21 protein-coding genes are annotated in these 22,018 nt (G+C 57.2%); 20 read left to right on the top strand and 1 reads right to left on the bottom strand.

Going from position 1 to position 22,018, the window contains the following annotated elements:
• Positions 1–381: 381 nt before the first annotated feature.
• The 11 genes from O9H32_RS28315 (at position 382) to O9H32_RS28265 (ending at position 10,970) form a co-directional block, all read left to right on the top strand.
• On the top strand, positions 382–747 hold the full coding sequence (locus tag O9H32_RS28315) for an NADH-quinone oxidoreductase subunit A (protein ID WP_269869475.1): 366 nt from the start codon (positions 382–384) through the stop codon (positions 745–747).
• Complete coding sequence (locus O9H32_RS28310) at positions 732–1,250, top strand: NuoB/complex I 20 kDa subunit family protein (protein WP_269869474.1); 519 nt, start codon at positions 732–734, stop codon at positions 1,248–1,250. The genes O9H32_RS28315 and O9H32_RS28310 overlap by 16 nt, the downstream gene beginning before the upstream one ends.
• On the top strand, positions 1,247–2,413 hold the full coding sequence (locus O9H32_RS28305; RefSeq protein WP_269869473.1) for an NADH-quinone oxidoreductase subunit C: 1,167 nt from the start codon (positions 1,247–1,249) through the stop codon (positions 2,411–2,413). Before O9H32_RS28310 ends, O9H32_RS28305 begins: the two co-directional genes overlap by 4 nt.
• A 6-nt stretch (positions 2,414–2,419) precedes the next feature.
• Positions 2,420–3,523: an NADH-quinone oxidoreductase subunit D gene (locus O9H32_RS28300; RefSeq protein ID WP_269869472.1), complete on the top strand. Its 1,104-nt coding sequence runs from the start codon at positions 2,420–2,422 to the stop codon at positions 3,521–3,523.
• Positions 3,523–4,530: an NADH-quinone oxidoreductase subunit NuoH gene (nuoH, locus tag O9H32_RS28295; RefSeq protein ID WP_269869471.1), complete on the top strand. Its 1,008-nt coding sequence runs from the start codon at positions 3,523–3,525 to the stop codon at positions 4,528–4,530. The genes O9H32_RS28300 and nuoH overlap by 1 nt, the downstream gene beginning before the upstream one ends.
• Before the next feature lie 50 nt (positions 4,531–4,580).
• Positions 4,581–5,024, top strand: a complete 444-nt coding sequence (gene nuoI / locus O9H32_RS28290; protein WP_269869470.1) for an NADH-quinone oxidoreductase subunit NuoI — start codon at positions 4,581–4,583, stop codon at positions 5,022–5,024.
• Positions 5,024–5,551 carry an NADH-quinone oxidoreductase subunit J gene (locus tag O9H32_RS28285; protein WP_269869469.1) on the top strand — a complete coding sequence of 176 codons (528 nt, stop codon included), beginning with the start codon at positions 5,024–5,026 and terminating at the stop codon, positions 5,549–5,551. The genes nuoI and O9H32_RS28285 overlap by 1 nt, the downstream gene beginning before the upstream one ends.
• A 7-nt stretch (positions 5,552–5,558) precedes the next feature.
• On the top strand, positions 5,559–5,876 hold the full coding sequence (gene nuoK, locus O9H32_RS28280; protein ID WP_269869468.1) for an NADH-quinone oxidoreductase subunit NuoK: 318 nt from the start codon (positions 5,559–5,561) through the stop codon (positions 5,874–5,876).
• A gap of 61 nt (positions 5,877–5,937) precedes the next feature.
• Positions 5,938–7,830, top strand: coding sequence for an NADH-quinone oxidoreductase subunit L (gene nuoL / locus O9H32_RS28275; protein WP_269869467.1), 1,893 nt, complete (start codon positions 5,938–5,940; stop codon positions 7,828–7,830).
• Positions 7,820–9,457, top strand: coding sequence for a complex I subunit 4 family protein (locus O9H32_RS28270; RefSeq protein WP_269869466.1), 1,638 nt, complete (start codon positions 7,820–7,822; stop codon positions 9,455–9,457). The genes nuoL and O9H32_RS28270 overlap by 11 nt, the downstream gene beginning before the upstream one ends.
• Before the next feature lie 4 nt (positions 9,458–9,461).
• Positions 9,462–10,970 carry an NADH-quinone oxidoreductase subunit N gene (locus O9H32_RS28265; protein ID WP_269869465.1) on the top strand — a complete coding sequence of 503 codons (1,509 nt, stop codon included), beginning with the start codon at positions 9,462–9,464 and terminating at the stop codon, positions 10,968–10,970.
• A 173-nt stretch (positions 10,971–11,143) separates the two neighbouring features.
• Here O9H32_RS28265 and O9H32_RS28260 read toward each other — a convergent pair whose 3' ends face one another.
• Positions 11,144–11,614 (bottom strand): MarR family winged helix-turn-helix transcriptional regulator, encoded by a 471-nt coding sequence (locus O9H32_RS28260; RefSeq protein ID WP_269869464.1) that lies wholly within the window; start codon positions 11,612–11,614, stop codon positions 11,144–11,146.
• Between the two features lie 272 nt (positions 11,615–11,886).
• On the opposite strand from O9H32_RS28260, the gene O9H32_RS28255 reads away from it, so the two are divergent.
• The 9 genes from O9H32_RS28255 to O9H32_RS28215 all read left to right on the top strand — a co-directional run bounded on the left by O9H32_RS28255 (position 11,887) and on the right by O9H32_RS28215 (position 21,976).
• Entirely contained in the window at positions 11,887–14,409 is a 2,523-nt protein-coding gene (locus O9H32_RS28255) for a S8 family serine peptidase (protein WP_269869463.1), read from the top strand.
• 114 nt (positions 14,410–14,523) lie between these two features.
• A complete protein-coding gene (locus tag O9H32_RS28250; protein WP_269869462.1) occupies positions 14,524–14,775 on the top strand; it encodes a DUF1146 family protein in 252 nt (83 codons plus the stop codon).
• A gap of 141 nt (positions 14,776–14,916) precedes the next feature.
• Positions 14,917–16,245, top strand: coding sequence for a UDP-N-acetylglucosamine 1-carboxyvinyltransferase (gene murA / locus O9H32_RS28245; protein WP_269869516.1), 1,329 nt, complete (start codon positions 14,917–14,919; stop codon positions 16,243–16,245).
• 258 nt (positions 16,246–16,503) lie between these two features.
• Positions 16,504–17,550 carry a stage II sporulation protein D gene (gene spoIID, locus O9H32_RS28240; protein ID WP_269869461.1) on the top strand — a complete coding sequence of 349 codons (1,047 nt, stop codon included), beginning with the start codon at positions 16,504–16,506 and terminating at the stop codon, positions 17,548–17,550.
• Between the two features lie 67 nt (positions 17,551–17,617).
• Positions 17,618–18,340 (top strand): M23 family metallopeptidase, encoded by a 723-nt coding sequence (locus O9H32_RS28235; protein ID WP_269869460.1) that lies wholly within the window; start codon positions 17,618–17,620, stop codon positions 18,338–18,340.
• 266 nt (positions 18,341–18,606) lie between these two features.
• Positions 18,607–18,894: a sporulation transcriptional regulator SpoIIID gene (gene spoIIID, locus O9H32_RS28230; RefSeq protein WP_013913891.1), complete on the top strand. Its 288-nt coding sequence runs from the start codon at positions 18,607–18,609 to the stop codon at positions 18,892–18,894.
• Between the two features lie 198 nt (positions 18,895–19,092).
• A complete protein-coding gene (gene mreB / locus O9H32_RS28225; protein ID WP_269869459.1) occupies positions 19,093–20,091 on the top strand; it encodes a rod shape-determining protein in 999 nt (332 codons plus the stop codon).
• A 15-nt stretch (positions 20,092–20,106) separates the two neighbouring features.
• Complete coding sequence (locus tag O9H32_RS28220; protein ID WP_269869458.1) at positions 20,107–21,006, top strand: flagellar hook-basal body protein; 900 nt, start codon at positions 20,107–20,109, stop codon at positions 21,004–21,006.
• A 97-nt stretch (positions 21,007–21,103) separates the two neighbouring features.
• A complete protein-coding gene (locus O9H32_RS28215; protein ID WP_269869457.1) occupies positions 21,104–21,976 on the top strand; it encodes a flagellar hook-basal body protein in 873 nt (290 codons plus the stop codon).
• Positions 21,977–22,018: the final 42 nt, after the last annotated feature.

Genomic DNA, 22,018 nt, shown 5'->3' with positions numbered 1-22,018 from the left:
CTTCCCGCCTTTTCTTTTCATCTTAAAGAAAGCGCTAACATTAAAATGTTAACTTATTTATCAAAATATCAAACGTATGGCCTGGTTCTAATAAAGACATGTATGGCTTTGGTATATATTGCACAACCTAATGTGGACATAAGTCTGGATAGGTAGAATTGTCATAGCGTCGGGGCCGTATTTCCTGAAAATGTTAGACACCCCAAATGGCATTTGTTATAATTGGAGAGGCATATATTAACAAAAGATCCGAATATTCAAACAAGATTGAAGGCAGCTTTCGTTGCATCGACGACGGCAGACCAAGCTTCGATGTGCGGTATGGAGAAGGCCGCATCTGTACAATGTTCAAACTACATAGAAGGAGGCGGTTCGTTCACGATGTACTTCAATAACTACGTGGTCGTAACGATATTTCTCTTCTTAGGCGTATTGCTTCCGGTTGTAGCGCTTACATTTGGTCGGCTGCTGCGGCCCCACAAGCCTGTAGAAGAAAAGTATACTACCTATGAAAGCGGTAACGAGCCCGTGGGCGAAGGACAAGTCCGCTTCAACATCCGCTACTATCTTTTCGCGCTGATGTTTGTCATCTTCGACGTGGAAACCGTGTTCTTGTATCCGTGGGCCGTTGCTTATAAGCAATTAGGCTTGTTTGCGCTTGTGGAGATGTGTATATTCGTCGGTCTGCTCATCATAGGCTTACTTTATGCCTGGAAGAAGAAGGTGCTGCAATGGACTTCAATCTAGAAAATATATCTCCGGAAGAGCGACAGGAGCTCGACCGCAACGTATTCATGACGACATTGGAGCAGGTGAAGGCGTGGGCACGAAGCAACTCGCTCTGGCCGCTTACGTTCGGACTGGCCTGCTGTGCGATCGAAATGATGGGAACAGGGGCGTCTCATTATGACTTGGACCGATTCGGCGTGATCTTCCGGACTTCCCCACGTCAATCGGACGTAATGATCGTGGCCGGCACGGTAACGAAGAAAATGGCTCCGCTGCTTCGCCGGCTGTACGAGCAAATGCCAGAACCCAAGTGGGTCATTGCTATGGGATCCTGTGCTACGGCGGGCGGCCCCTACGTCAAATCGTATGCTGTTGTGAAAGGCGTGGATCAAGTCGTACCGGTCGACGTCTATATCCCGGGATGCCCGCCGAATCCCGCTGCTCTGATTTATGGGATCAATAAGCTGCAGGAAAAAATCCGCTATGAAGCCAAAACCGGTAAGCAGGTGACCAGCCGATGAGCGATGAGGACAAACAACAGAAGGACGGAGAGAAGGCCGAAAGCAAAGCCGACCATAAGGACAATAAAGAGGCCGATACAAAGGCCGATTCAGGGCTTGGATATACCGCAGAGGGCGGAGGGTTCGTAACGGCAGAGGATACCGCTGGTAATACGAAGGTGCGGGAAGAAAAGGGAGCTCCCGAGCATGAGAAGCCGGGGGGTCAAAAGGCCGGGAGCGTCGATCCGGCGTCGGAAGGCCGAGCCTTCGGGGAGCCGGAGGAAGGCGGAGAGCGGCAAGGTGAGACGACGCCCGGCAGGAAGGCGGCGCCGATGAGCGAAGAGCCGCGTGTGGTGGAAGGCGCTGAGCTCGCCAAAGCGGGCGGAGCCGGCGAACCGCCGGGCGGTTACGCCGACGTGCCGAAGGCGGAAGCGGCAGGCGAGCCGCCGGCCGATGCGCCGAAGGGCGATGCCGACGCCGAGCGCGAGGCGAAGGTGAAGGCGGCCGCCGAGGCTCGGGCCGCGCGCCTGGCTGCGAAGGCTGCGCAAACGGCCGAGGCGGGCGATGCGCCGGCAGCGGAAGCGGCGGCGCCGACCGACGCTGACAAGGAGGCGAAGGCCAAGGCGGCCGCCGAGGCAAGAGCCGCCCGGGCTAGCGCGCGGGCCGCGAAGACGGAAGGGGCGGAGCCTGAGGCGCCGAAGGAGCCATCGCCGAAGCAGCCGCTGCTTGACCGGCTGACGGCGATCTTGAAGGAGTTCCGCGAAGGCATCGTGGAGGATGCCGTAGTCAATGAGAAGGGCGGGCACATCCCGACCGTATCTATCCAGGCCGAGGCTTGGCCGGATACCGCAGCGATGCTGCGCACCCATCCGGAGCTGGAGCTGAACTATCTGCGCAATGTCTCGGGGGTCGATATGGAAACCCATATGGAAGTGGTCTATCATCTGATCTCTCTGGACCATAAGCAGGACTACTGCTTCAAGGTAAAGACCGATCGCCAGACACCTTCCGTTCCTTCGATTACACCGATTTTTCCAACAGCCGATTGGAACGAACGGGAGATCTATGACCTGTTCGGTATTGATTTTCCGGGACATCCCGACCTGCGCCGTATCATGATGGCTGATGACTGGGTAGGCCATCCCCTGCGCAAAGACTATGAGCCGATCGACCCGGAGGTGTAATGGAGCTTGGCCATTCGAACGGAAGAACTGCTGCTGAACGTAGGTCCGCAGCATCCGAGTACGCACGGCGTATTCCGGATTATCGTGAAGCTGGACGGTGAGATCATCACCGAAGCCATTCCGGTGATGGGCTACCTGCACCGCGGCACAGAGAAGCTGGCGGAGAACTTGACCTATACCCAAATCATACCTTACACGGACAGGATGGATTACGTGTCGGCCATGACAAATAACTATGTCTTGGTTCATGCGGTGGAGAAACTGATGGGGCTGGAGATTCCCGAACGGGCGGAGTTCCTGCGTCTGGTTGTAATGGAGCTGCAGCGTATTGCAAGCCACATGGTGTGGTGGGGAACCTATCTGCTCGACATTGGGGCGATGAGTCCCTTCTTGTACGCCTTCCGGGATAGGGAGATTATCATCAATCTTTTCAATGAGCTGTGTGGCGCCCGGTTGACCTACAACTACATGCGGGTCGGCGGAGTCAAATGGGACGCGCCGGAAGGCTGGCTCCAGAAGGTACGGGACTTCATCCCTTATATGCGCGGCAAGCTGGACGAATATCACGAGCTTGTCAGCGGCAATGAGATCTTCCTTGCCCGGATCAAGGGCGTCGGGAAGTACGATGCCGAGACGGCTATCGCCTATGGACTGAGCGGAGCGAATCTGCGCTGCACCGGCGTGGACTGGGATATCCGCAAAACCCAGCCGTACAGCTTGTACGACCGGTTTCAATTCGACGTACCAACGAGTACGGTGGGCGATTGTTACGCCCGGTACCTGCTGCGTCTCGAAGAGATCAGCCAGTCGCTGCGCATCCTGGAACAGGCGATGGAGCAGTTCCCGGCGGAAGGCGAGATCATGGGTAAGGTGCCCCGGGTGCTCAGGCCGGCCGAAGGCGAAGTGTATGCTGCCATCGAATCCCCGCGCGGAGAGATTGGAGTCCATCTAATCTCCAAGGGCAAGGATAAGCCGTACAGGCTGAAGTTCAGGCGTCCGTCGTTCGTCAACCTGCAGATTCTTCCGAAGCTGCTTGTGGGCGAGACGATGACCAATCTCATCACTATTCTAGGAGGCATTGATATCGTCGTCGGGGAGGTGGACTGCTGATGCCGGAACTCCTGCAGGAGTCGTTGACGCTTACCAATTTTATGATTTTTCTAGCTTGGGGCGTCGTCATGCTGCTCGTCGTACTGGGCTTCGTTACGTATGCGATCTACTTCGAGCGGAAAGTGATTGGATGGATGCAGCTGCGGATCGGACCGAACCGTGTAGGGCCGCTCGGTTTGCTGCAGAGCGTGGCGGACGTAACGAAGCTGCTCATCAAAGAGGATACGATTCCGCGCAAGGCAGAGAGGAGTCTCTTCATTCTTGCGCCGGTTCTTACGTTCATTCCCGCCTTCACAGTCATTGCCGCCATTCCGTTCACGGACCGGCTGATCTCCAGTTCCCTCAATGTGGGCGTGCTGTTCTATGTCGCACTCTCCGGGATCTCGACGATCGGGATTGTGCTCGGGGGCTGGGCTTCCAACAATAAGTACGCACTGCTTGGAGGCATGCGTTCCGCGGCACAGATGATTTCCTATGAGATTCCGCTCGTTATCTCGATCATCGGCATTGTCATGATGACCGGAAGCATGAATCTCCATACGATCGTGGAGGGGCAGGCCGGCGGGTTCTGGCACTGGAACTTCCTTCCACAGATTATCGGCTTTGGGGTATTCGCTATTGCTGCTGTGTCCGAGCTGAACCGGACCCCATTCGACCTGCCGGAAGCGGAGTCCGAGCTGGTTGCGGGCTATCATGTGGAGTACAGCGGCTTCCGTTTCGCTTTCTTCATGCTGGCGGAGTATGTCTATGTATTCGCAATTGCCGGATTGACGACCACGCTGTTCCTTGGCGGCTGGCATGCGCCTCTGCCATTCCTTGATTTCATCCCGGGCATTGTTTGGTTCCTGCTCAAGTTCTCGTTCATCGTGTTCTTCCTGTTCTGGCTGCGTGCGACTCTCCCCCGCGTCCGGGTGGACCAACTGATGGGGCTTGGTTGGAAGGTGCTGCTGCCGCTCGCGCTCGTGAATATTTTCGTGACAGCCTTGTATATGGCCATCGCGATGTAAGAAACGGCTGCGCCGGCAGCCCAGACAGCTTACGAAAGGGGGAGTTGGATATGAAAGGCATCGTGAAGGGACTCGGCATTACCTTGAAGAGCATGACCCAGAAGAAAATAACCTATGCCTATCCTGACGTTCCGCTGGAGCTGCCGGACCGGTTCCGGGGGATCCAGCACTTTGATCCGGAGAAATGCATTGTCTGCAACCAGTGCGCCCGGATCTGCCCTACGGAATGCATCAATCTCATCGGCAAACCGAATCCAGATCCCGAGAAGAAGGGGAAGGTCATCGATACCTACGACATCAACTTCGAGATCTGCATTTTGTGCGACCTCTGCACGGAGGTATGCCCGACGGAAGCGATCGTCATGACCAATAATTTTGAGCTGTCGACCTACAGCCGCGACGACCTCTTCAAGAATCTGCAGTGGCTGAACGAAAACAATACCCATGTGCGCAAGGAGAACAACTCCGCGCTTCCGAAGGGCGGGGCGAAGTAATGTTCGGAAACATGGCGGAGTTTCTATCCAGCGGCGAGAATGTAGCCTTCTTCTTCTGTGCGCTCCTGGCGATCGGCGGAGCCATCTTCATGATCTCCTTTACGAAGGTCGTTCATATGGTACTGGCGCTCGCGCTCACCTTCTTGTCGATGGCAGGTCTCTACATTGTACTCGAGGCGGAGTTCGTAGCTGTAGTACAGATCTTGATCTACGCCGGCGCCATCTCCATTCTCATGATCTTCGGGATAATGATGACGAAGCATACCAAGGAAGAAGAGGAAGAACCGAAGCGGCCGTGGCATAATGTCCTGCTCTTCATCGGGGCAGCAGGTTTGTTCGGCGTCATCTTCTATGCGATTCAGCAGTCGGAAATTCCGGCCGGCGAGTTCCCGCAGGTGGCAGACAATACGCTGGAGATCGGCAAGCTGCTGTTCTCGGCTCATGTCATTCCCTTCGAGCTGATGAGTGTGCTGCTCACGGTGGCCTTCATTGGTGCCATCGTCGTAGCCAAGAGAGAGGAGGACTAACCTGCCTATGGGTACAACGGGATTGGCAACACCTTATCTAACGCTGGCAGCGATCTTGTTCTGCATCGGGTTGTATGGAGCGCTGTCCAAAAAAAATGCCGTCATTGTCCTTCTCTCCATCGAGCTTATGCTGAACAGCGTCAATCTGAACTTGGTCGCCTTCTCCAAGTATGGCGTGAGGCCCGGACTGACCGGACAAATGTTCTCCCTGTTCAACATTACGGTGGCTGCGGCGGAAGCTGCCGTAGGCATTGCGATCCTGATCGCTTTATACCGCAACAAGGGGACAACGGATGTGAACGAGATGGATTCGATGAAGCGGTAGGATACGCTTACGACAACAGCAATCGGTTGCTTATCGTAAGCACGGAGGAGGATTTAAGCTCATGGTATCGGCTTATTCGCAGTATGCTTGGCTCATCCCGCTGTTCCCGCTGCTGTCGTTTCTGATCTTGACGGCTGCCGGCCGGACCCTTCGGGGGGCTGGACCTTATCTCTCCATCGTGGCCGCTTTCGCTTCGTTCGCTCTTGCCGTACTGGTGTTCTGGGAACGGATCGGCGGCGGAGTGGAAGATTTCACGTGGAACAAATTGCAGTGGCTCCCCCTCGGCAGCGCCCCGCTGACCATGGGGTTCGAGGTGACCAACCTGAATGCTCTGATGCTGGTTGTCGTCACGCTCGTCAGCCTCTTGGTGAATATTTATTCAACGGGCTATATGCACGACGATGAGCGGATTCACGTGTTTTTCGCTTATATCGCGCTATTTACGTTCTCTATGCTGGGGCTTGTAATCTCGGAGAATCTCGTGCAGCTCTTCATCTTCTGGGAGCTGGTGGGTGTATGCTCGTTCCTCCTGGTCGGGTTCTGGTACTTCAAACCCGAGGCGAGGGCGGCGGCCAAGAAAGCGTTCATTGTTACCCGGGTGGGCGACGTAGGGCTGTTCCTCGGCATGCTGCTCTTGTATTGGGTCATGCCGGAGCATTCGCTGAGCTTCAGTTCTATCATCAATGCCTTCAACCAGGATCAGATTCCAGAAGCGACGGCTACCTGGATCGCCATTCTCATCTTCATCGGGGCGATGGGCAAGTCAGGCCAGTTCCCGCTGCATACCTGGCTTCCGGATGCGATGGAAGGCCCGACGCCGATCTCGGCGCTGATTCATGCGGCGACAATGGTGGCTGCCGGCGTCTATCTCGTGGCCCGGACTTATCCCATCTTTATGGATGCTCCTGCGGCTCTTACGGTCGTGGCATCGGTCGGCGCTTTCACGGCTATCTTCGCCGCTACGATCGGTACGGCGCAGAATGACATCAAGCGGATTCTGGCTTATTCGACCGTCAGCCAACTCGGTTATATGATGATGGCGCTTGGCATCGGCACCTCGGTGGCGCTAACCGCCGGCATCTTCCATCTGTTCACGCACGCGTTCTTCAAGGCGCTGCTGTTCCTGGGAGCCGGCAGCGTGATCCATGCCGTACATACGCAGAACATACACGAGATGGGCGGCGTAGGCAAGCACATGAAAGTGACGGCCTGGACGTTCGCCATCGGGGCGCTTGCGCTCAGCGGGATCTTCCCGCTGTCGGGCTTCTGGTCGAAGGATGCCATCCTGGCCGAAGCGCTGGCGAAGGGGCATCCGGTGCTGTTCACGGTTGGTCTGGTTGCGGCATTCTTTACAGCCTTCTATATGTCGCGCCTGTTCTTCCTGGTGTTCACCGGAGAATCCCGCTCAGAGAACGGAAGTCATGCGCATGAATCGCCGGCCTCGATGACATTACCTCTGGTCGTGCTCGGGGTGCTGGCTGTTATTGCCGGCTTCGTATTCACTCCATTCAATCCGTGGCTCGGCGGCTGGTTGACCGGAGAGGCGCATGAGGAGCATGCCAACTATCTTGTGATGGTTCTCTCTACGCTGGCGGGACTGCTCGGGATTGGGCTTGGCTATCTCATGTACTACAAAAAAAGCGTACGCGCCGATCTCGTGGCAGGCCCAGCACCCGGGCTCTACACCCTGCTGAACCGTAAGTATTATATCGATGAGCTGTATCAAGGCATCATTGTCCGTCCCCTGCAGGGACTCGGCGGGCTGCTGCATCTCTTCGATGTGTATGTAGTCGACGGCGTTGTCCGGCTCTGCGCCTATGCGGTAACCGGAGCGGGCCGTCTGGGCTCGCGTCTGCAGAACGGGCAGGTTCAGACCTATGGACTGGCTACGCTGCTGGGACTCTTGATCTTGATGCTGGCCATTGCGGGAAGGAGGTTCATCGATGCCGGATAATTTGCCTATCTTGTCCCTGATTGCCTTCTCGCCGCTCATCGGTGTGCTTCTGCTGCTGTTCATACCGAAAACCCAAGGCCAGTGGATCAAGAGCGTAGCGGTGCTCGCCACCCTGGTGCCGCTGCTCCTGTCAGCCTGGCTGTATTATGACTTTAATGCCAACCTGGAGGGCATGCAGTACAAGGAGGAGGTTCCCTGGATCCTCGTGCCTCTGAACAAGGAAGTACAGGATCTAAGCGGTCTGGCCTCCTTCTTCTATGAGTTCAAGTATGTCATGGCCGTTGACGGGCTCTCGCTGCCCCTCGTGTTCCTGACAGCGTTGGTGGCGCTGATGGCTGCCCTCGCCTCCGTCTATATCAAGAAGCGTTGGAAAACATATTTTATCCTCTTCCTGCTGCTGGAGACGGGGATGTTCGGCGTGTTCATGGCTCAGGATCTGTTCCTCTTCTTCGTCTTCTTCGAAGTTACGCTGATCCCGATGTTCTTCCTGATCGGCATATGGGGATACATGGACCGGGAGCGGGCGGCGAACAAGTTCCTAATCTATAACGGTCTGGGTTCCGCGATCATGCTGATCGCCTTCCTCATTCTGGTCACTACGGCGGGCTTCAGCCAGACGGTAGCCGAGGGGGGAGCGTCCGCTTCCATTCACTATTCGGGGGACCTCAACGTCATCACGGAGAACCTCTTCCAGAATGCGCAGTCCTACGTGAACCAGAACGATCCGGGAGGGAACAATCCGTTCTTCCTCAGCGATACGATGAAGTGGACCCTGTTCATCCTGCTGCTGGTGGCGTTCGGCATCAAGCTTCCGATCTTCCCATTCCATACGTGGATGCTCAAGGTACATACCGAAGCGCCGCCGTCCATCGTTATGATTCACTCCGGCATCCTGCTCAAGATGGGCGCCTACGGCCTCATCCGCTTCGGGATTCTGCTCTTTCCGCAGCAGGCGGTAGCGTGGGCCGGCGTGCTGGCCGTCCTTGGCGTCATCAATATTCTGTATGGCGCGGTGCTCGCCTTCGTTCAGAAGGAATTCAAGCTTGTACTGGCTTACTCCAGTATCAGCCACATGGGGATCGTGCTGGTCGGCATCGCCGCGTTCAACGTGATCGGCCTGGAAGGCGCGATCTTCCAGCTGGTGTCGCACGGCCTGATCTCGGCCCTGATGTTCCTCCTCGTCGGAAGCATCTACGAACGGACCGGAACCACAGAGCTTGGCAGCCTGGGGGGCCTCGCCCGGAGCATCCCGTTCATCTCCGGCATTCTGCTGGTCGCGGGGATGGCGTCGCTCGGCCTGCCCGGCCTGTCAGGCTTCGTCAGCGAATTCCTGGCGTTCCTCGGGTTGTTCGAGTCGCATCCGGTCATTACCGCTGTCGGTGCGCTCGGCATTATCCTCGCTGCCGTCTACGTGCTTCGCGGGGTGCTCGGCATCACGTACGGGCCGCTTCCTGCAGGACTGCCGGAGATGCGCGATGCCCGGCTGATCGAAGCCGTGCCGATGATCACCTTAGTTGCTTTCATTGTTGTGCTTGGGATCTACCCGGCGGTGCTGAGCGGGCCGCTGCACCAAACCGTAAGCAGTTTCGACCAATTCATTCACAGCGTCGCGAAGATAGGGGGGTAGACCGGTGGACACAACATTACCGTTAATCACCGCCGCGGACCTGGCCCTGCTCGCACCGGAGCTGACCTTGGTCGCCGCCAGCGTTGTGCTGGCTCTATTAGACCTGATTCTGCCGAAGGGGACCAGCCGGCATCTGCTCGGATGGCTATCGCTTCTCAGTATTCTGCTCTCGGCTTACTTTGTCATAGGCTTCCTCCATCCGGCCGAGCCGAAGCAGCTGCTGCAGTTCAGCTACCGGATCGATGATTTTGCGAATATCCTGAAGCTCGTCCTCCTGACGGGAGCGGGCCTCATCACCTTCATGAGCATCGGCTCCGTGAAGGAAGAACAGATCCCGCATCTCGGCGAGTTCTACTATCTGCTTCTGCCGGCCACTCTGGGCGGTATGATCATGGCTTCCTCCGGTGAACTGATTACGCTCTTCGTCGGTCTGGAGCTGCTCAGCATTACTTCGTACATCCTCGTGGCGATGCGCAAACGGAATCTGCAGTCGAACGAGGGAGCTTTTAAGTACATTGTGCTGGGGGGCATCTCCTCGGCGATCATCTTGTACGGGATGTCGTTCCTCTACGGGATGACTGGATCGACGGTGATAACCGAGATCAGTGCAGGACTCGGTGAAGCCTCACAGGGCATGCTGCCGCTCATGTATTTGAGCTTCTTCCTACTGCTTGCCGGCTTTGGCTTTAAGGCAGCGGCAGCACCGTTCCATATGTGGGCTCCGGATGTATACCAGGGCGCGCCCACCCCGGTAACGGCTTACCTTGCCGTGGTGTCCAAGGCAGCTGCCTTTGCCATCTTGTTCCGGGTCATGTATACCGTCTTCGGCGGAGGCGAAGCCTTCCATGAGGACGTGCTGCTGAGTCTAATGGTAGTGGCGGCGATCGCGATGATCGTCGGCAACTTCGTCGCCCTGCGCCAGTCGAATATCAAGCGGCTGCTTGCCTACTCAGGCGTAGCGAACTCGGGTTATCTGCTCGTGCCCATCGCCACCCAGTTCTCGCTCGTGCACTACTCGAACTTCTCGGAGTTCGCGTTCTATCTGATCGCTTACCTGTTCATGAACGTAGGGATCTTCGCCGTCCTGATGGTCATTGAAGGCTCTAGCGAGAGTACGGATATGAAGGGTCTGGCGGGACTGTATTACCGGGCGCCTTGGACAGCCTTCGCGGCGGTTCTGCTCGTCCTGTCGCTGGCCGGCCTGCCGCTCTCGGGCGGCTTCTTCGGGAAGCTGTACATCATGTTCGGCACCCTGCAGACCCAGCATTACTGGCTGGCGGCTGTGCTTATCGGCACAAGCGTAGTGTCTTTCTACTACTACTTCGGCTTTATCCGTCAAATGTTCATGCGCAGCGAGGATGCACCGAAAGAGCTTCGCATTCCCCTGCCGCTGGGTATCACGATGTGGATTTGCGCCGGAGCCAGTCTCGTGCTGGGATTGATCCCGCACGTGGTGCTTCGGTATATTGACAGCATCTTCTCGCTCACGCAGGATCTGTTCATGTTCTCGTAAGCAGCTGGGCGGCGGCCCTAACCCCAAAAAAACTCCATGATCCCTGTTCAAGGGAACCATGGAGTTTTTGTGTTCTTTCCGGCAGGCGGCCCCCACAAGGGGAGTCCGAACACCGGCGAATCATTCGGCGGAAGCCGAGGCGCTGGGAGATGCAGACCGAAGGCGGCGATTCCCTACTTCCGGTCTGCGCCTCCCGTCCGGCCGCCGGCTTCGTGAACGCGCTGCAGCAGGGTCTTGAACTGCTTCAGCAGACCCTCGAGCTCGGCGGCCGACAGACAGGTCTGCTGCTGCAGGGCCTGCGGCACGATGGCAGCCTTCTCCTGAAGCGCCTGCCCTTGCTCCGTCAGCCCGATCTTGACCACACGCTCATCCTCGGCAGACCGCCTCCGGGTTACAAGTCCGGAGGCCTCCAGCCGTTTGAGCAGCGGAGTCAGGGTGCCGGAATCCAAGTAAAGCGCCTCGCCCAGCTCCTTGACGCTGCACTCCAGCCGCTCCCACAGGACCAGCATGGCCAGATACTGCGGATACGTGAGTCCGATTTGGTCCAGGAAGGGCTGATACAGCTTCGTGATCTCCCGGGAGGTGGCATAGATCGCAAAGCAGAGCTGGTTGTCCAGCTGCAGAAGATTACGGTTTTGGTCCATGCGGGCTATCCTTCTTCCCAATAGGCGGTTTTCTCTAAGGTATCCCGAATTGAAGGCGATGTCAATTTCGCCGGTACCTGAACGGGGGGACAGGCGGGTGTCCAGAAGCGGCTTGCAAAAACCCTCGTATGGGCTCGCAGGAACAGGGGTATTGTCGATATCGTGAAGAATCCTCTAAAGGTTTCCGATTCCAGTTGCAGGGAGAGGGTGGAACGCTTAGAATGGGATAATGAAGTAAGACCGCCCATATCAGACAAAGGATCCTATATGCGATGAACGCTACTAAATGGAAGCTCTCGACGCTAACGTCGTTCACATGTCTCGCACTATGTCTGACCTGCTCTGCCACGGTCCGGGGAGCGGAGGCCAGCGATCCGCTGTCGGCCAAACAAACGTACCTCTCCCAGATCGGCATGGCCCAAGCTTGGGATGTGTCGCGCGGGGCGGGGGGCTTAACGATTGCTATTGTAGACACCGGCGTCGATTTGAACCATCCGGATCTGAAGCCGAACCTGGTTCCCGGCGTGAACCTGATCCAACAGGGGCAGCCGCCGGCGGATGACAACGGGCACGGCACCAATGTGGCCGGAGTGATCGGCGCGGTAGGCGGCAACGATAAGGGCATTGCCGGTATGCTGTGGCAGTCCCGCATCATGCCGGTCAAAGCGCTGGAAGCGGACGGCTCGGGCGGCGAAGCGCTGCTCGGCGAAGGCATCCGGTATGCGGTAGACCACGGGGCCAAGATCGTGGTGCTGTCGCTCGGGCTTAACAAGTATTCCGATTATCTCAGCGAGATCGTTAAGTATGCGGAGTCCAAGGATGTGCTGCTCGTCGCCGCAACGGGCAACGAAGGCAACCGGGTCAAGTACCCTGCCGCTTACCCTACCGTACTGGCTGTCGGCGGAATGACGGCCGGCGGGGCGGTGGACAGCCGGTCCAATTCAGGGCCTGAAGTCGATGTGGTGGCTCCTTGGAACGTATTCACCACGGCGCTTGGCGGCACGTATGAAGCGAAGGATGGCACTTCCATGGCGGCTCCGCAGGTGGCTGCGGCTGCGGCCCTTCTGTGGGAGCGCAACCCGCAGATGAAAGCCCACCAGATCCGCCAGTGGATTCGCCAGACGGCCCAAGACCTCGGCCCTGCGGGTTGGGACCCAGGGGCAGGCTACGGCCTGCTGAGAGCCGACAGGCTGCTCGGTGAACGGTACGCGGAGGACATGTACGAGCCGAATGACCGCAAGGACCAGTCGAAGGCGATATCGGGCGCGAAGTCCATATCGGCTTCGTTTGCCGGCGGCGTTGACTCCGATTGGTATATCGTCGATGCGCAGTATGACGGTTCCGTTGATCTTTCCTTTGGCATGGACAATGCCTTGGCGGTGAATGTACAGCATACGGATGCATCGGGCGTCCTCGCGACCCAGACGATCATGGGCGGAGGCACCGCCTCCTTCCGGGTCTCCAAGGGGCGCAGCTACTTTCAGCTGCAGTTGAAAGACCGCGGACGGACGGAAGCCGTGCCTTACCGGCTGACGACAGCGTTTCGAATCTACCGCGATGCGTTCGAGGACAATGACCGCCAGTTCAAAGCCTCGGTGCTGCCGTCCCGGACCCTGACGGTCAAGGGAACCTTCCATCAGAACAACGATACGGACTGGTATGAGTTTCCCGTGCCCGAAACCGGCTCGATGCGCATCCGGCTGATTTCGGACACCGCGCGGATTGACCCCGTGCTGCTCGTGCAGAAGCAGGGGGAAAAGTCCGTAACCGTAGATTACGGCGATGATGGGGCCGAGGAAGAATACGAGCTTCCCGAAGTATTCCCGGGTTCCTACTATATCCGTGTGGCGAACGTGAAGGAGTATGCGAATGCGGTCGTCGGCGAGTATACGCTGAAGATCGAGTACGATGCGAAGCTGGTGGACCCCAATGAGCCGAATAACCGGTCTTATCAGGCGACAGCCGTCTCTTTGGATACTCCGTATACCGGCCTGCTCGATAAGCCGAACGAGACCGATTGGTTCCAATTCCGGGTGGAAGAGGAAAGCCGGGTTGGGATCCATTTAGCGGATATTCCGGCAGGGATCAGCCTGTACATGCACTTGTATGACGGATCCATGCAGTCGCTCGCTTCATCGATGAACGAGAAGGGAACGGCGGCCCAGCACCTTACCGGCAAATTCGCCCCGGGAACGTATTATGTGAAGCTGACTTCCAGCGAGCCATTCGATAACCGGATGTACGAACTCACGGTGGACGCGAAGCCGCTGCTCGGAGGCTACTCGGATATAAGGGGACACTGGGCACAGAGCGCCATCCTGAGGCTGTCCGGCCGGGGGATGATCAACGGGTATGACGATTATCTGTTCCAGCCGGACCGGCCGATCACGCGGGCTGAAGCGACCGCGGTGCTCGCGCGTGCCTACCAACTGACCAAAGAGCGGAATCTCTCTTACCGGGATCTAAGCAGCGGACACTGGGCCTATGCTTCTATCGCCCGGGCAGCCGAGGCCGGGATTATCGAAGGGTATCCGGACGGCACATTCGCTCCCGACGAGCCGGTATCCCGCATGGAGATGACCGCCATGCTGGCCCGAAGTGCAGGAATGAGCGGCAAGCGGCGGGGAACAGTGCCGTTCACCGATATCGACGAGGCGTACTGGGGGACGAGTCTGCTCAAACAGATGAAGGCCGAGGGGCTCATCGGAGGCTATGCGGACGGCTCATTCCGGCCGGACCAGCAGGCCACGCGTGCGGAATTCGTCCAGCTGCTGTCCGGGATGATCAAAAGTTAATATTCTCTGGGTATTCCAGGCCGTTCGGTCGATTAAAGATACAAGAGTTGGGGTAAAAATCCATGACGAAGCCCCGGACCTCCGGAGGCTCCGCCAAACAAGGAGTGCCAAAGCGTGGATTATGTCGATCAAATGAACTCGTCCATGGGACTCAAGGGTCTCATCAATATCGCTGTGGTGCTGGTGTTCATCGGGGTTTCCTGGTGGGCTCTGCAGGAAGTGAAGCTGGAAGCGATCTTGAAACGTCCCCGCAGCGGGGCGGCCAAGACGCTACAGGTCTTTCTGTCCATTGCCGTGGGATACCAGGTCGCCCGGTTTGTGATTGATTACCTGGATTGGTCGACATGGTTCTCCAAGATGTTCTGAATTTCCTTTGTTTTCGAATAACCGAGGAGAATGTTGTCAACAATGGATAGTACAACCGATATAAATCGAAGCGGCCTCACGAATAGTATTGTGACCGGCAGCTACAAGCACATCATACAGAATACGCGGAGGGGGACCATGATGAGCAAAATTATCGTCCGCGGCGGCAAAAAGCTATCCGGCAAAGTGAGGATCCACGGTGCCAAAAATGCCGTACTGCCGATCATCGCAGCCTCTATCTTGGGATCCGAAGGAGTCAGCGTGATTCATGACGCGCCTCCTTTGGACGACGTACTTGTCATCAATAAAGTACTGGAAAGCTTGGGCATCGCTGTAGAATACCGGAATGAGACGATCCGGGTGGATGCCGGAAGCATTGCAACTTGCGAAGCTTCCTATGATCTCGTCCGCAAAATGCGGGCATCCTTCCTCGTGATGGGGCCCTTGTTGACCCGCATGGGCCAAGCAAGAATCTCGCTGCCGGGAGGCTGCGCGATCGGAACCCGTCCGATCGATCAGCATCTCAAAGGCTTCGAGGCGATGGGCGCCGAGATTGAACTCGGCCAAGGCTACATCGAAGCGCGGGTGAGCGGCCGCCTGAAGGGCGCCAAAATCTATCTGGACGTGGCCAGTGTGGGCGCGACAGAGAACATCATGATGGCCGCGGCGCTCGCCGAAGGCACGACTTTGATCGAGAATGCGGCGAAGGAACCGGAGATTGTGGATCTTGCCAATTATTTGAATGCGATGGGTGCGAAGATCCGCGGAGCAGGCACGGGCCTCATCCGGATCGACGGCGTAGAGCGTCTTCAAGGGGCTACGCATACCGTCATTCCGGACCGTATCGAAGCAGGTACATACATGATTGCTGCGGCGATTACCGGCAGCGACCTCTATGTAGAGGGAGCCATCGGCGATCACCTGCGGCCGGTCATCTCCAAGATGCAGGAGATGGGCGTGCAGATTGAGGAAGACGAGAACGGCATCCGGGTGTATACCGAGGGGCCGCTGAAGGCTGTCGATGTGAAGACGCTGCCGTATCCGGGCTTCCCGACCGATATGCAGTCCCAGATGATGGCACTGCTGCTGACGGCGGACGGAACCTCTATCGTGACGGAGACCGTATTCGAGAATCGTTTCATGCATGTGGAGCAGATGGCGAATATGAGCGCGCAGATCAAGGTCGAGGGCCGTACGGCCGTTGTGAGCGGCGGCAGCCGCCTGCAGGGAGCGAAGGTGTGCGCTACTGATCTGCGTGCCGGCGCCGCGCTCATCCTCTCGGCGCTGGTAGCGGATGGCGACACCGAGATTACCGGTCTGCATCACATTGACCGCGGCTACGTGGGAATCACCGAGAAGCTGAGCCTGCTCGGGGCCGATATCCGCCGTCTGCCTCTGGAAGTCGTCGAAGAGGCAGCAGAACGCGAAGAAGCGCTCCCGCTGTTTGCGATTCAGCCTAGCCTGGCTTAGCCATCGCTCCTTAGATGGCGTTCCACGGCTGCATACCATAGAGAGAACCAGCAACCCTCCGGGGCTGCGGGTTCTCTTTTTTTGCGTACAGCCAGGAAGGCAGCAGAACAACCAGAGGCGCCTGCTTCCTCCCAATCATAGAGAAGAGAGAGGGGGCGGACGTTCTATTCTATCTTTCCGATTCATATAGTAAGGGTACCTGCAGCCGTCGCGGCAGTAAAGAGAGCAGCCCTGACAAGGACGGAGGACGAAACCGAGATGACGAAGTACAGGCTGAATCCCAGGCAAAAGAACATGCTGGGCTGGTTTGCTGTGTGGCTGGCCAGTTTTGCGGCCGTCGTGGTCCTCGTGCCAGGACTGCTTGTCCGTCCCGTACCTTCAGCCGAGCCGGCTGCCGTCCCGACAGCGGGCGCCGGACCCAGCCGCAGCGAGAGCACGCTTATCCCGGTCTATCTTTCGAAGTCGAAGACGACGGATCGCATTCCGCTGGAAGCCTACGTGCGGGGAGTAGTGGCCGCGGAAATGCCGGCCGAGTTCGAGCTCGAGGCACTCAAGGCGCAGGCGCTGGCTGCCCGGACGTATATCCTCAGGCGCATGCTGGATGGGGACCGCAGCGGGGTTCCCGCCGGAGAAGCTCTTGTCACGGATACGACGGCCCATCAAGCCTATGTGACCGATGAGGAGTTGGAAGAGCGGTGGGGCGGCAGCTACGCGAAAGTCCGGGACAAGCTGAACCGCGCCGTGGAAGAAACAAAAGATACGGTTCTCACCTACGGAGGGCAGCCGATCGAAGCCAGCTTTTTCTCCACCTCGAACGGCTATACGGAGAACTCGGAGGACTATTGGAATATCAAGATTCCTTATTTGCGTTCGGTGCCGAGCCCATGGGATGCGGGACTGTCCCCGCGGTACAAGGAAACGGTGAAATTCACCTCTAAGGAGCTTCAGACGAAGCTCGGGCTGCCGGCTGCGCTTCCCGCTTCTGCGGGAGGGGGCAAAGCTCTGCAGGTGCTCGCACGCAGCCAGGGCAAGCGAATCTTGAAGCTCTCTGCGGGAGGAAAGCAGTTCACCGGACGGGAAGTCCGGGAGAAGCTTGGCCTGAACTCCAGCGGATTCCAGTGGAACTACCGCAGCGGAGTATGGGAGATTACGACGTTCGGCTACGGGCACGGGGTCGGGATGAGCCAGTGGGGAGCCCAGGGGATGGCTCTGGAAGGCCGCAAGGCGGAAGAGATCGTGAAGCATTATTATACGGGCATTGAACTGTCCAAGGCATCGAATCTACTGTCCGCAAAAAGTTTCTAAAGGGTAGAATGGGCCCGCGTATAAATCTCGCAAACCTGGTAAGACTGGTTAGCGAGGTGATATACATATGAATGAACAAAAAAGAGATTCACAAAACGAGGCTCCTAAAACCATTGAAGGAGCACACAACACATCGTCAGCCTGGAAGAGATTGCTTGCCAAGAAGTGGGTGTTTCCGGCAACGTACATCGCTGCAGCGGCCATCATCCTAACGATCATGTGGGTGTATCAGGGCGGGGGTGGCCTGACGACAACCAATGACGTGACGATCGACAAGCCCGCCGGTACTGTCACCGACAGTGTATCGGGTCCGGATTCCGTAGCGACGACAGCCAAGCAGGAGACCATGCAGTGGCCGGTGAAAGATCGCAGCGAGCTCGAAGTGGTGCTCCCTTACTTCGATACGAACGCACCGAATGAAGTCAGACAAGCAGCTCTGGTAGAGTACGGGGATACGTTCACGCCGCATATCGGCGTGGACTTCCAGAAGAAAGACCAGGCCGCATTCGATGTCCTCGCCGTTGCGGGCGGAAAGGTAACCGCTGTGCAGAAAGATCCGCTGGTCGGCAATCTGGTTGAAATTACGCATGCGAGCGGACTTGTCTCCGTCTACCAGAGCCTCGCGGAAGTGAAAGTGACCAAAGACGCGGAAGTGAAGAAGGGCGACGTGATCGCCCAGGCTGGCCGCAACGAGCTGGAGAAAGACCAGGGAACCCACCTGCACTTCGAACTGCGGCAGGGCCAAGGCGGACCGGCTGTGAACCCGGATCAGTATATTACTCAGCAGTAATAGAACGTAAGTGGCAGAAGAGGCAGGGAGGCTCAACCGACCCTGCTTCTTTTTTCATCCTCGGAGAAGCGGCGGAGAGCACAGATGAATGCGCTGTCCTGCGCATAGCGCCTCGGGCGACGGGGGCGCGGCTTAAGCGAATGAAAATGCGGCTTGTCCTTGAAAATAATTGTGCTCCCGCGGCTTGTCAGGCCGGGAAACGGCGAATATAAGCGTGGACCCCTCATATACTGTACCAAACTATCTCGAGTAGGGAGGCGAGGGGAGTGCACGATTACATCAAAGAGCGAACGATTAAAATCGGCCGCTGCCTGGTGGAGACCAAGCACACAGTCCGTACCATTGCGAAGGAGTTCGGCGTTTCCAAAAGCACGGTGCATAAGGACTTGACGGAGCGGTTGCCGGAGATCAACCCGGAGCTGGCGAATCAGGTCAAGCACATATTGGAATATCATAAGTCGATCCGCCACCTGCGCGGCGGAGAGGCGACCAAGATCAAGTACCGCAAAACCCGCAGCCCGAAAGTACAGGAGAAGCTCGTCACCGTTAAGTAAGCCAGAAACCCGCTCTCTGCACCCCTCCCCTGACCGGCCGGAAGCGAAGCGATATTTGTCGAAAAATCGTTCATGAAAAAAAGGATTTTGCGAACTCATGGCGAATGTACCTTATAAGCGTATATCATCTTGTATATCATGTTGTGCCGCTTCTGAAATTGTAGGAAAGACGGACGGTTGGCTAGGGAGGATTATTGGATGTTAAGCAAGGATATCGGCATTGACCTCGGGACTGCGAACGTTCTGATTCATGTTAAAGGACGGGGCGTGGTACTCGATGAGCCGTCCGTCGTCGCCATTGAGAGCGATGGAAAACGGGTACTGGCCGTCGGAGAAGAAGCATTCCGCATGGTGGGGCGTACACCGGGCAATATTGTGGCGATCCGTCCTCTGAAGGACGGGGTCATTGCCGACTTTGAAATTACCGAACTGATGCTGAAATACTTTATTAATAAGGTGGGAGGGAGGAATTGGTACTCACACCCGCGCATTCTCATCTGCGCTCCGACCAACATCACGTCCGTGGAGCAGAAGGCCATCAGGGAAGCTGCCGAACGGAGCGGAGCGCGGGAAGTATTCTTGGAAGAGGAACCGAAAGCGGCGGCCATCGGCGCAGGCATGGACATATACCAGCCGAGCGGGAATATGGTCGTGGATATCGGCGGAGGGACGACGGATGTGGCGGTTCTGTCCATGGGCGACATCGTCACCTCCTCTTCCATTAAAATCGCGGGGGACAAGTTCGATTCTTCCATCATGAAATATATCAAGAGCAAGTACAAGCTGCTGATCGGCGAACGGACCAGCGAGGACATCAAGATGCGGATCGGCACGGTTCATCCCGAAGGGAAGAAAGAGACGATGGACATCCGCGGCCGGGATATGGTGAGCGGACTTCCGCTGACAATGACCATCAATTCGCAGGAAATTCAGGAAGCGCTCGACGAGTCGGTCGCGAACATTGTGGCCGCAGCGAAGAGCGTGCTGGAGCGGACGCCGCCGGAACTCTCGGCGGACATTATCGACCGCGGCGTCATCCTGACGGGTGGCGGCGCGCTGCTTCACGGCATCGACCAACTGCTGGCGGACGAGCTTAAGGTTCCCGTTCTCATCGCGGAAGATCCGATGCATTGTGTGGTAAAAGGTACGGGTATTATGCTCGACAACTTAGACAAGGTATCCAAACGCAAATTTTAGGAGGCATACAACCCCATGTTAAGAGGCCTGTATACTGCCGCATCCGGCATGATCGCCCAGCAGCGTAAACACGACATCGTGACCAACAACATCGCCAACCTGAATACGCCTGGCTTCAAAGGCGGCAACGGAATCAACCGGTCGTTCCCCGAAGTGCTCATTGAGCGTACGCGCGATGACAATACGGGCGCAGCGGCCGGTACCAGAACCTTGGGCCGCATTCATACAGGCGTCTTGGCAGAGGAGAATGTGTCTCTGAATGCCCAAGGCGATCTTCAAGAAACGAACAATCCGTTCGACTTCGCTCTGGTATCCAATATGCAGGTACCCGGCGCCCGGTTCGATTCGTCCGGCAAGTACGTCGACGAGAACGGGGAGCGGGTCGCACAGCCGCAGGCGTTCTTCACGATCCAGAATGCCTCAGGCGAGTCCCGTTACTCCCTTAACGGCAAATTCTCGCTCGATGCGAACGGCCAGTTGATCGACTCCGAAGCGCACGCGGTGCTCGGCAGCGATGGACAGCCTATCGTGCTGATGGATGGGGGCACGCCGGTGACGAACTTCCGGATTACCCGGAACGGCCAGTTCACGAACGTCGACGGACGCCCGATCAACGGGGCGAACGGACAGCCGCTCTCGATGATGATTACCCGTGTGGAAGATCCGAACCAGCTCGTACGCGAGGGCAACGGATTGTACCGCCTCGACGGGGAAGCGCAGGCGATGGCCCAACCGGCCGGACCCCAGGAGCAGTTCGAAGTGCGCCAGGGATTCGTGGAACGCTCCAATGTGGATTCAGGCCAGTCCATGGTGGACATGATGTCCGCCCTGCGTGCCTATGAAGCCAACCAGAAGATGATCCAGTTCTACGACAAGAGCATGGAGAAGGCCGCGAACGACGTAGGCCGCGTATAATATCCGATCGTATGACGTGCGTAATGACGGGACCATTCACAGTTTGAGCAGGACAAGCCGATATAAGTAGAATACATGAGTACAGGAGGAATCCCCTTTGAATAACTCGATGATCAACTCTTCCGTATCGATGCATTCGCTGCAGCAGAAACTCGACCTTGTCGCCAACAATATCGCCAATGTGAATACGACAGGATACAAGCGCCGCGAAGCGTCGTTCCAGGACGTTCTGACAAGCGTGAAGGAACAGCCGAAGAACTTCGAGAAGACGGGACGGCTGACGCCGCTCGGGTATGGCCAAGGATGGGGTGCCAAGATGGTGGCAGCCCAGCTGAACTTGGCGCAGGGATCGCTGCAGACCACCGATAATCCGCTTGATACGGCGATTGAGGGCAGCGGGCTCTTCGAGATTTCGACGAACGGGCAGGACGAGACCGGCAATGCCACTACGACTACCCGGTGGACGCGCAATGGTGCATTCGAATTGTCCAAGTCGACGGATCCGGCCGACCCGAGGGCGTTCCTGACGACCAAAGACGGCCATTACGTGATGGGAGCGGACAACCAGCCGATCCGGATTCCGGAGGGGCGCCGCGTGCAGATTGAGGCTAATGGTGTTATTATGGCTTATAACGATGCGCAACCAGCTGAGGCTCCGGTGCAGGCCGGTCAGCTGAAAATGGTTCGTGTGGTCCGTCCGCAGCTGCTCGAGCAGATCGGCGACAACCTCTATGGACTTCCGGGCAATATCACGCAGCAGCAGCGGGATGAGATCCTCCAGACGGTGACCGCGGCCAACAATGCGGTAGACCCGATTACGGTTCGGCAGGGCTTCCTCGAGCAGTCCAATGTGAACCTGTCGGATGAAATGACGGAAATGCTGACGGTTCAACGGGCATTCCAGCTCAACTCCCGGGCGATTTCGTCTGCCGATCAAATGATGAACCTGGCCAATAACCTGCGCGCATAAGCAAGCATTGCCGGAGGCACGGTTCTTCCGGCGGCTTCCGGC

Source organism: Paenibacillus caseinilyticus (assembly GCF_027533645.1).
GTDB classification, from domain to species: Bacteria; Bacillota; Bacilli; order Paenibacillales; family NBRC-103111; genus Paenibacillus_G; species Paenibacillus_G caseinilyticus.
Note: the sequence above shows the minus strand (reverse complement) of the source record. Positions and strands in the feature narration are given on the sequence as shown.

Excerpts from the sequence above, each read along its gene's own strand:
- O9H32_RS28315 (WP_269869475.1), top strand. The coding sequence starts at position 382 with ATGTACTTCAATAACTACGTGGTCGTAACGATATTTCTCTTCTTAGGC.
- nuoL (WP_269869467.1), top strand. The coding sequence starts at position 5,938 with ATGGTATCGGCTTATTCGCAGTATGCTTGGCTCATCCCGCTGTTCCCG.
- nuoH (WP_269869471.1), top strand. The coding sequence starts at position 3,523 with ATGCCGGAACTCCTGCAGGAGTCGTTGACGCTTACCAATTTTATGATT.
- nuoI (WP_269869470.1), top strand. The coding sequence starts at position 4,581 with ATGAAAGGCATCGTGAAGGGACTCGGCATTACCTTGAAGAGCATGACC.
- O9H32_RS28305 (WP_269869473.1), top strand. The coding sequence starts at position 1,247 with ATGAGCGATGAGGACAAACAACAGAAGGACGGAGAGAAGGCCGAAAGC.
- O9H32_RS28235 (WP_269869460.1), top strand. The coding sequence starts at position 17,618 with ATGAATGAACAAAAAAGAGATTCACAAAACGAGGCTCCTAAAACCATT.
- murA (WP_269869516.1), top strand. The coding sequence starts at position 14,917 with ATGAGCAAAATTATCGTCCGCGGCGGCAAAAAGCTATCCGGCAAAGTG.
- O9H32_RS28260 (WP_269869464.1), bottom strand. The coding sequence starts at position 11,614 with ATGGACCAAAACCGTAATCTTCTGCAGCTGGACAACCAGCTCTGCTTT.
- O9H32_RS28285 (WP_269869469.1), top strand. The coding sequence starts at position 5,024 with ATGTTCGGAAACATGGCGGAGTTTCTATCCAGCGGCGAGAATGTAGCC.
- spoIID (WP_269869461.1), top strand. The coding sequence starts at position 16,504 with ATGACGAAGTACAGGCTGAATCCCAGGCAAAAGAACATGCTGGGCTGG.
- O9H32_RS28220 (WP_269869458.1), top strand. The coding sequence starts at position 20,107 with ATGTTAAGAGGCCTGTATACTGCCGCATCCGGCATGATCGCCCAGCAG.
- O9H32_RS28270 (WP_269869466.1), top strand. The coding sequence starts at position 7,820 with ATGCCGGATAATTTGCCTATCTTGTCCCTGATTGCCTTCTCGCCGCTC.
- O9H32_RS28255 (WP_269869463.1), top strand. The coding sequence starts at position 11,887 with ATGAACGCTACTAAATGGAAGCTCTCGACGCTAACGTCGTTCACATGT.
- nuoK (WP_269869468.1), top strand. The coding sequence starts at position 5,559 with ATGGGTACAACGGGATTGGCAACACCTTATCTAACGCTGGCAGCGATC.
- mreB (WP_269869459.1), top strand. The coding sequence starts at position 19,093 with ATGTTAAGCAAGGATATCGGCATTGACCTCGGGACTGCGAACGTTCTG.
- O9H32_RS28310 (WP_269869474.1), top strand. The coding sequence starts at position 732 with ATGGACTTCAATCTAGAAAATATATCTCCGGAAGAGCGACAGGAGCTC.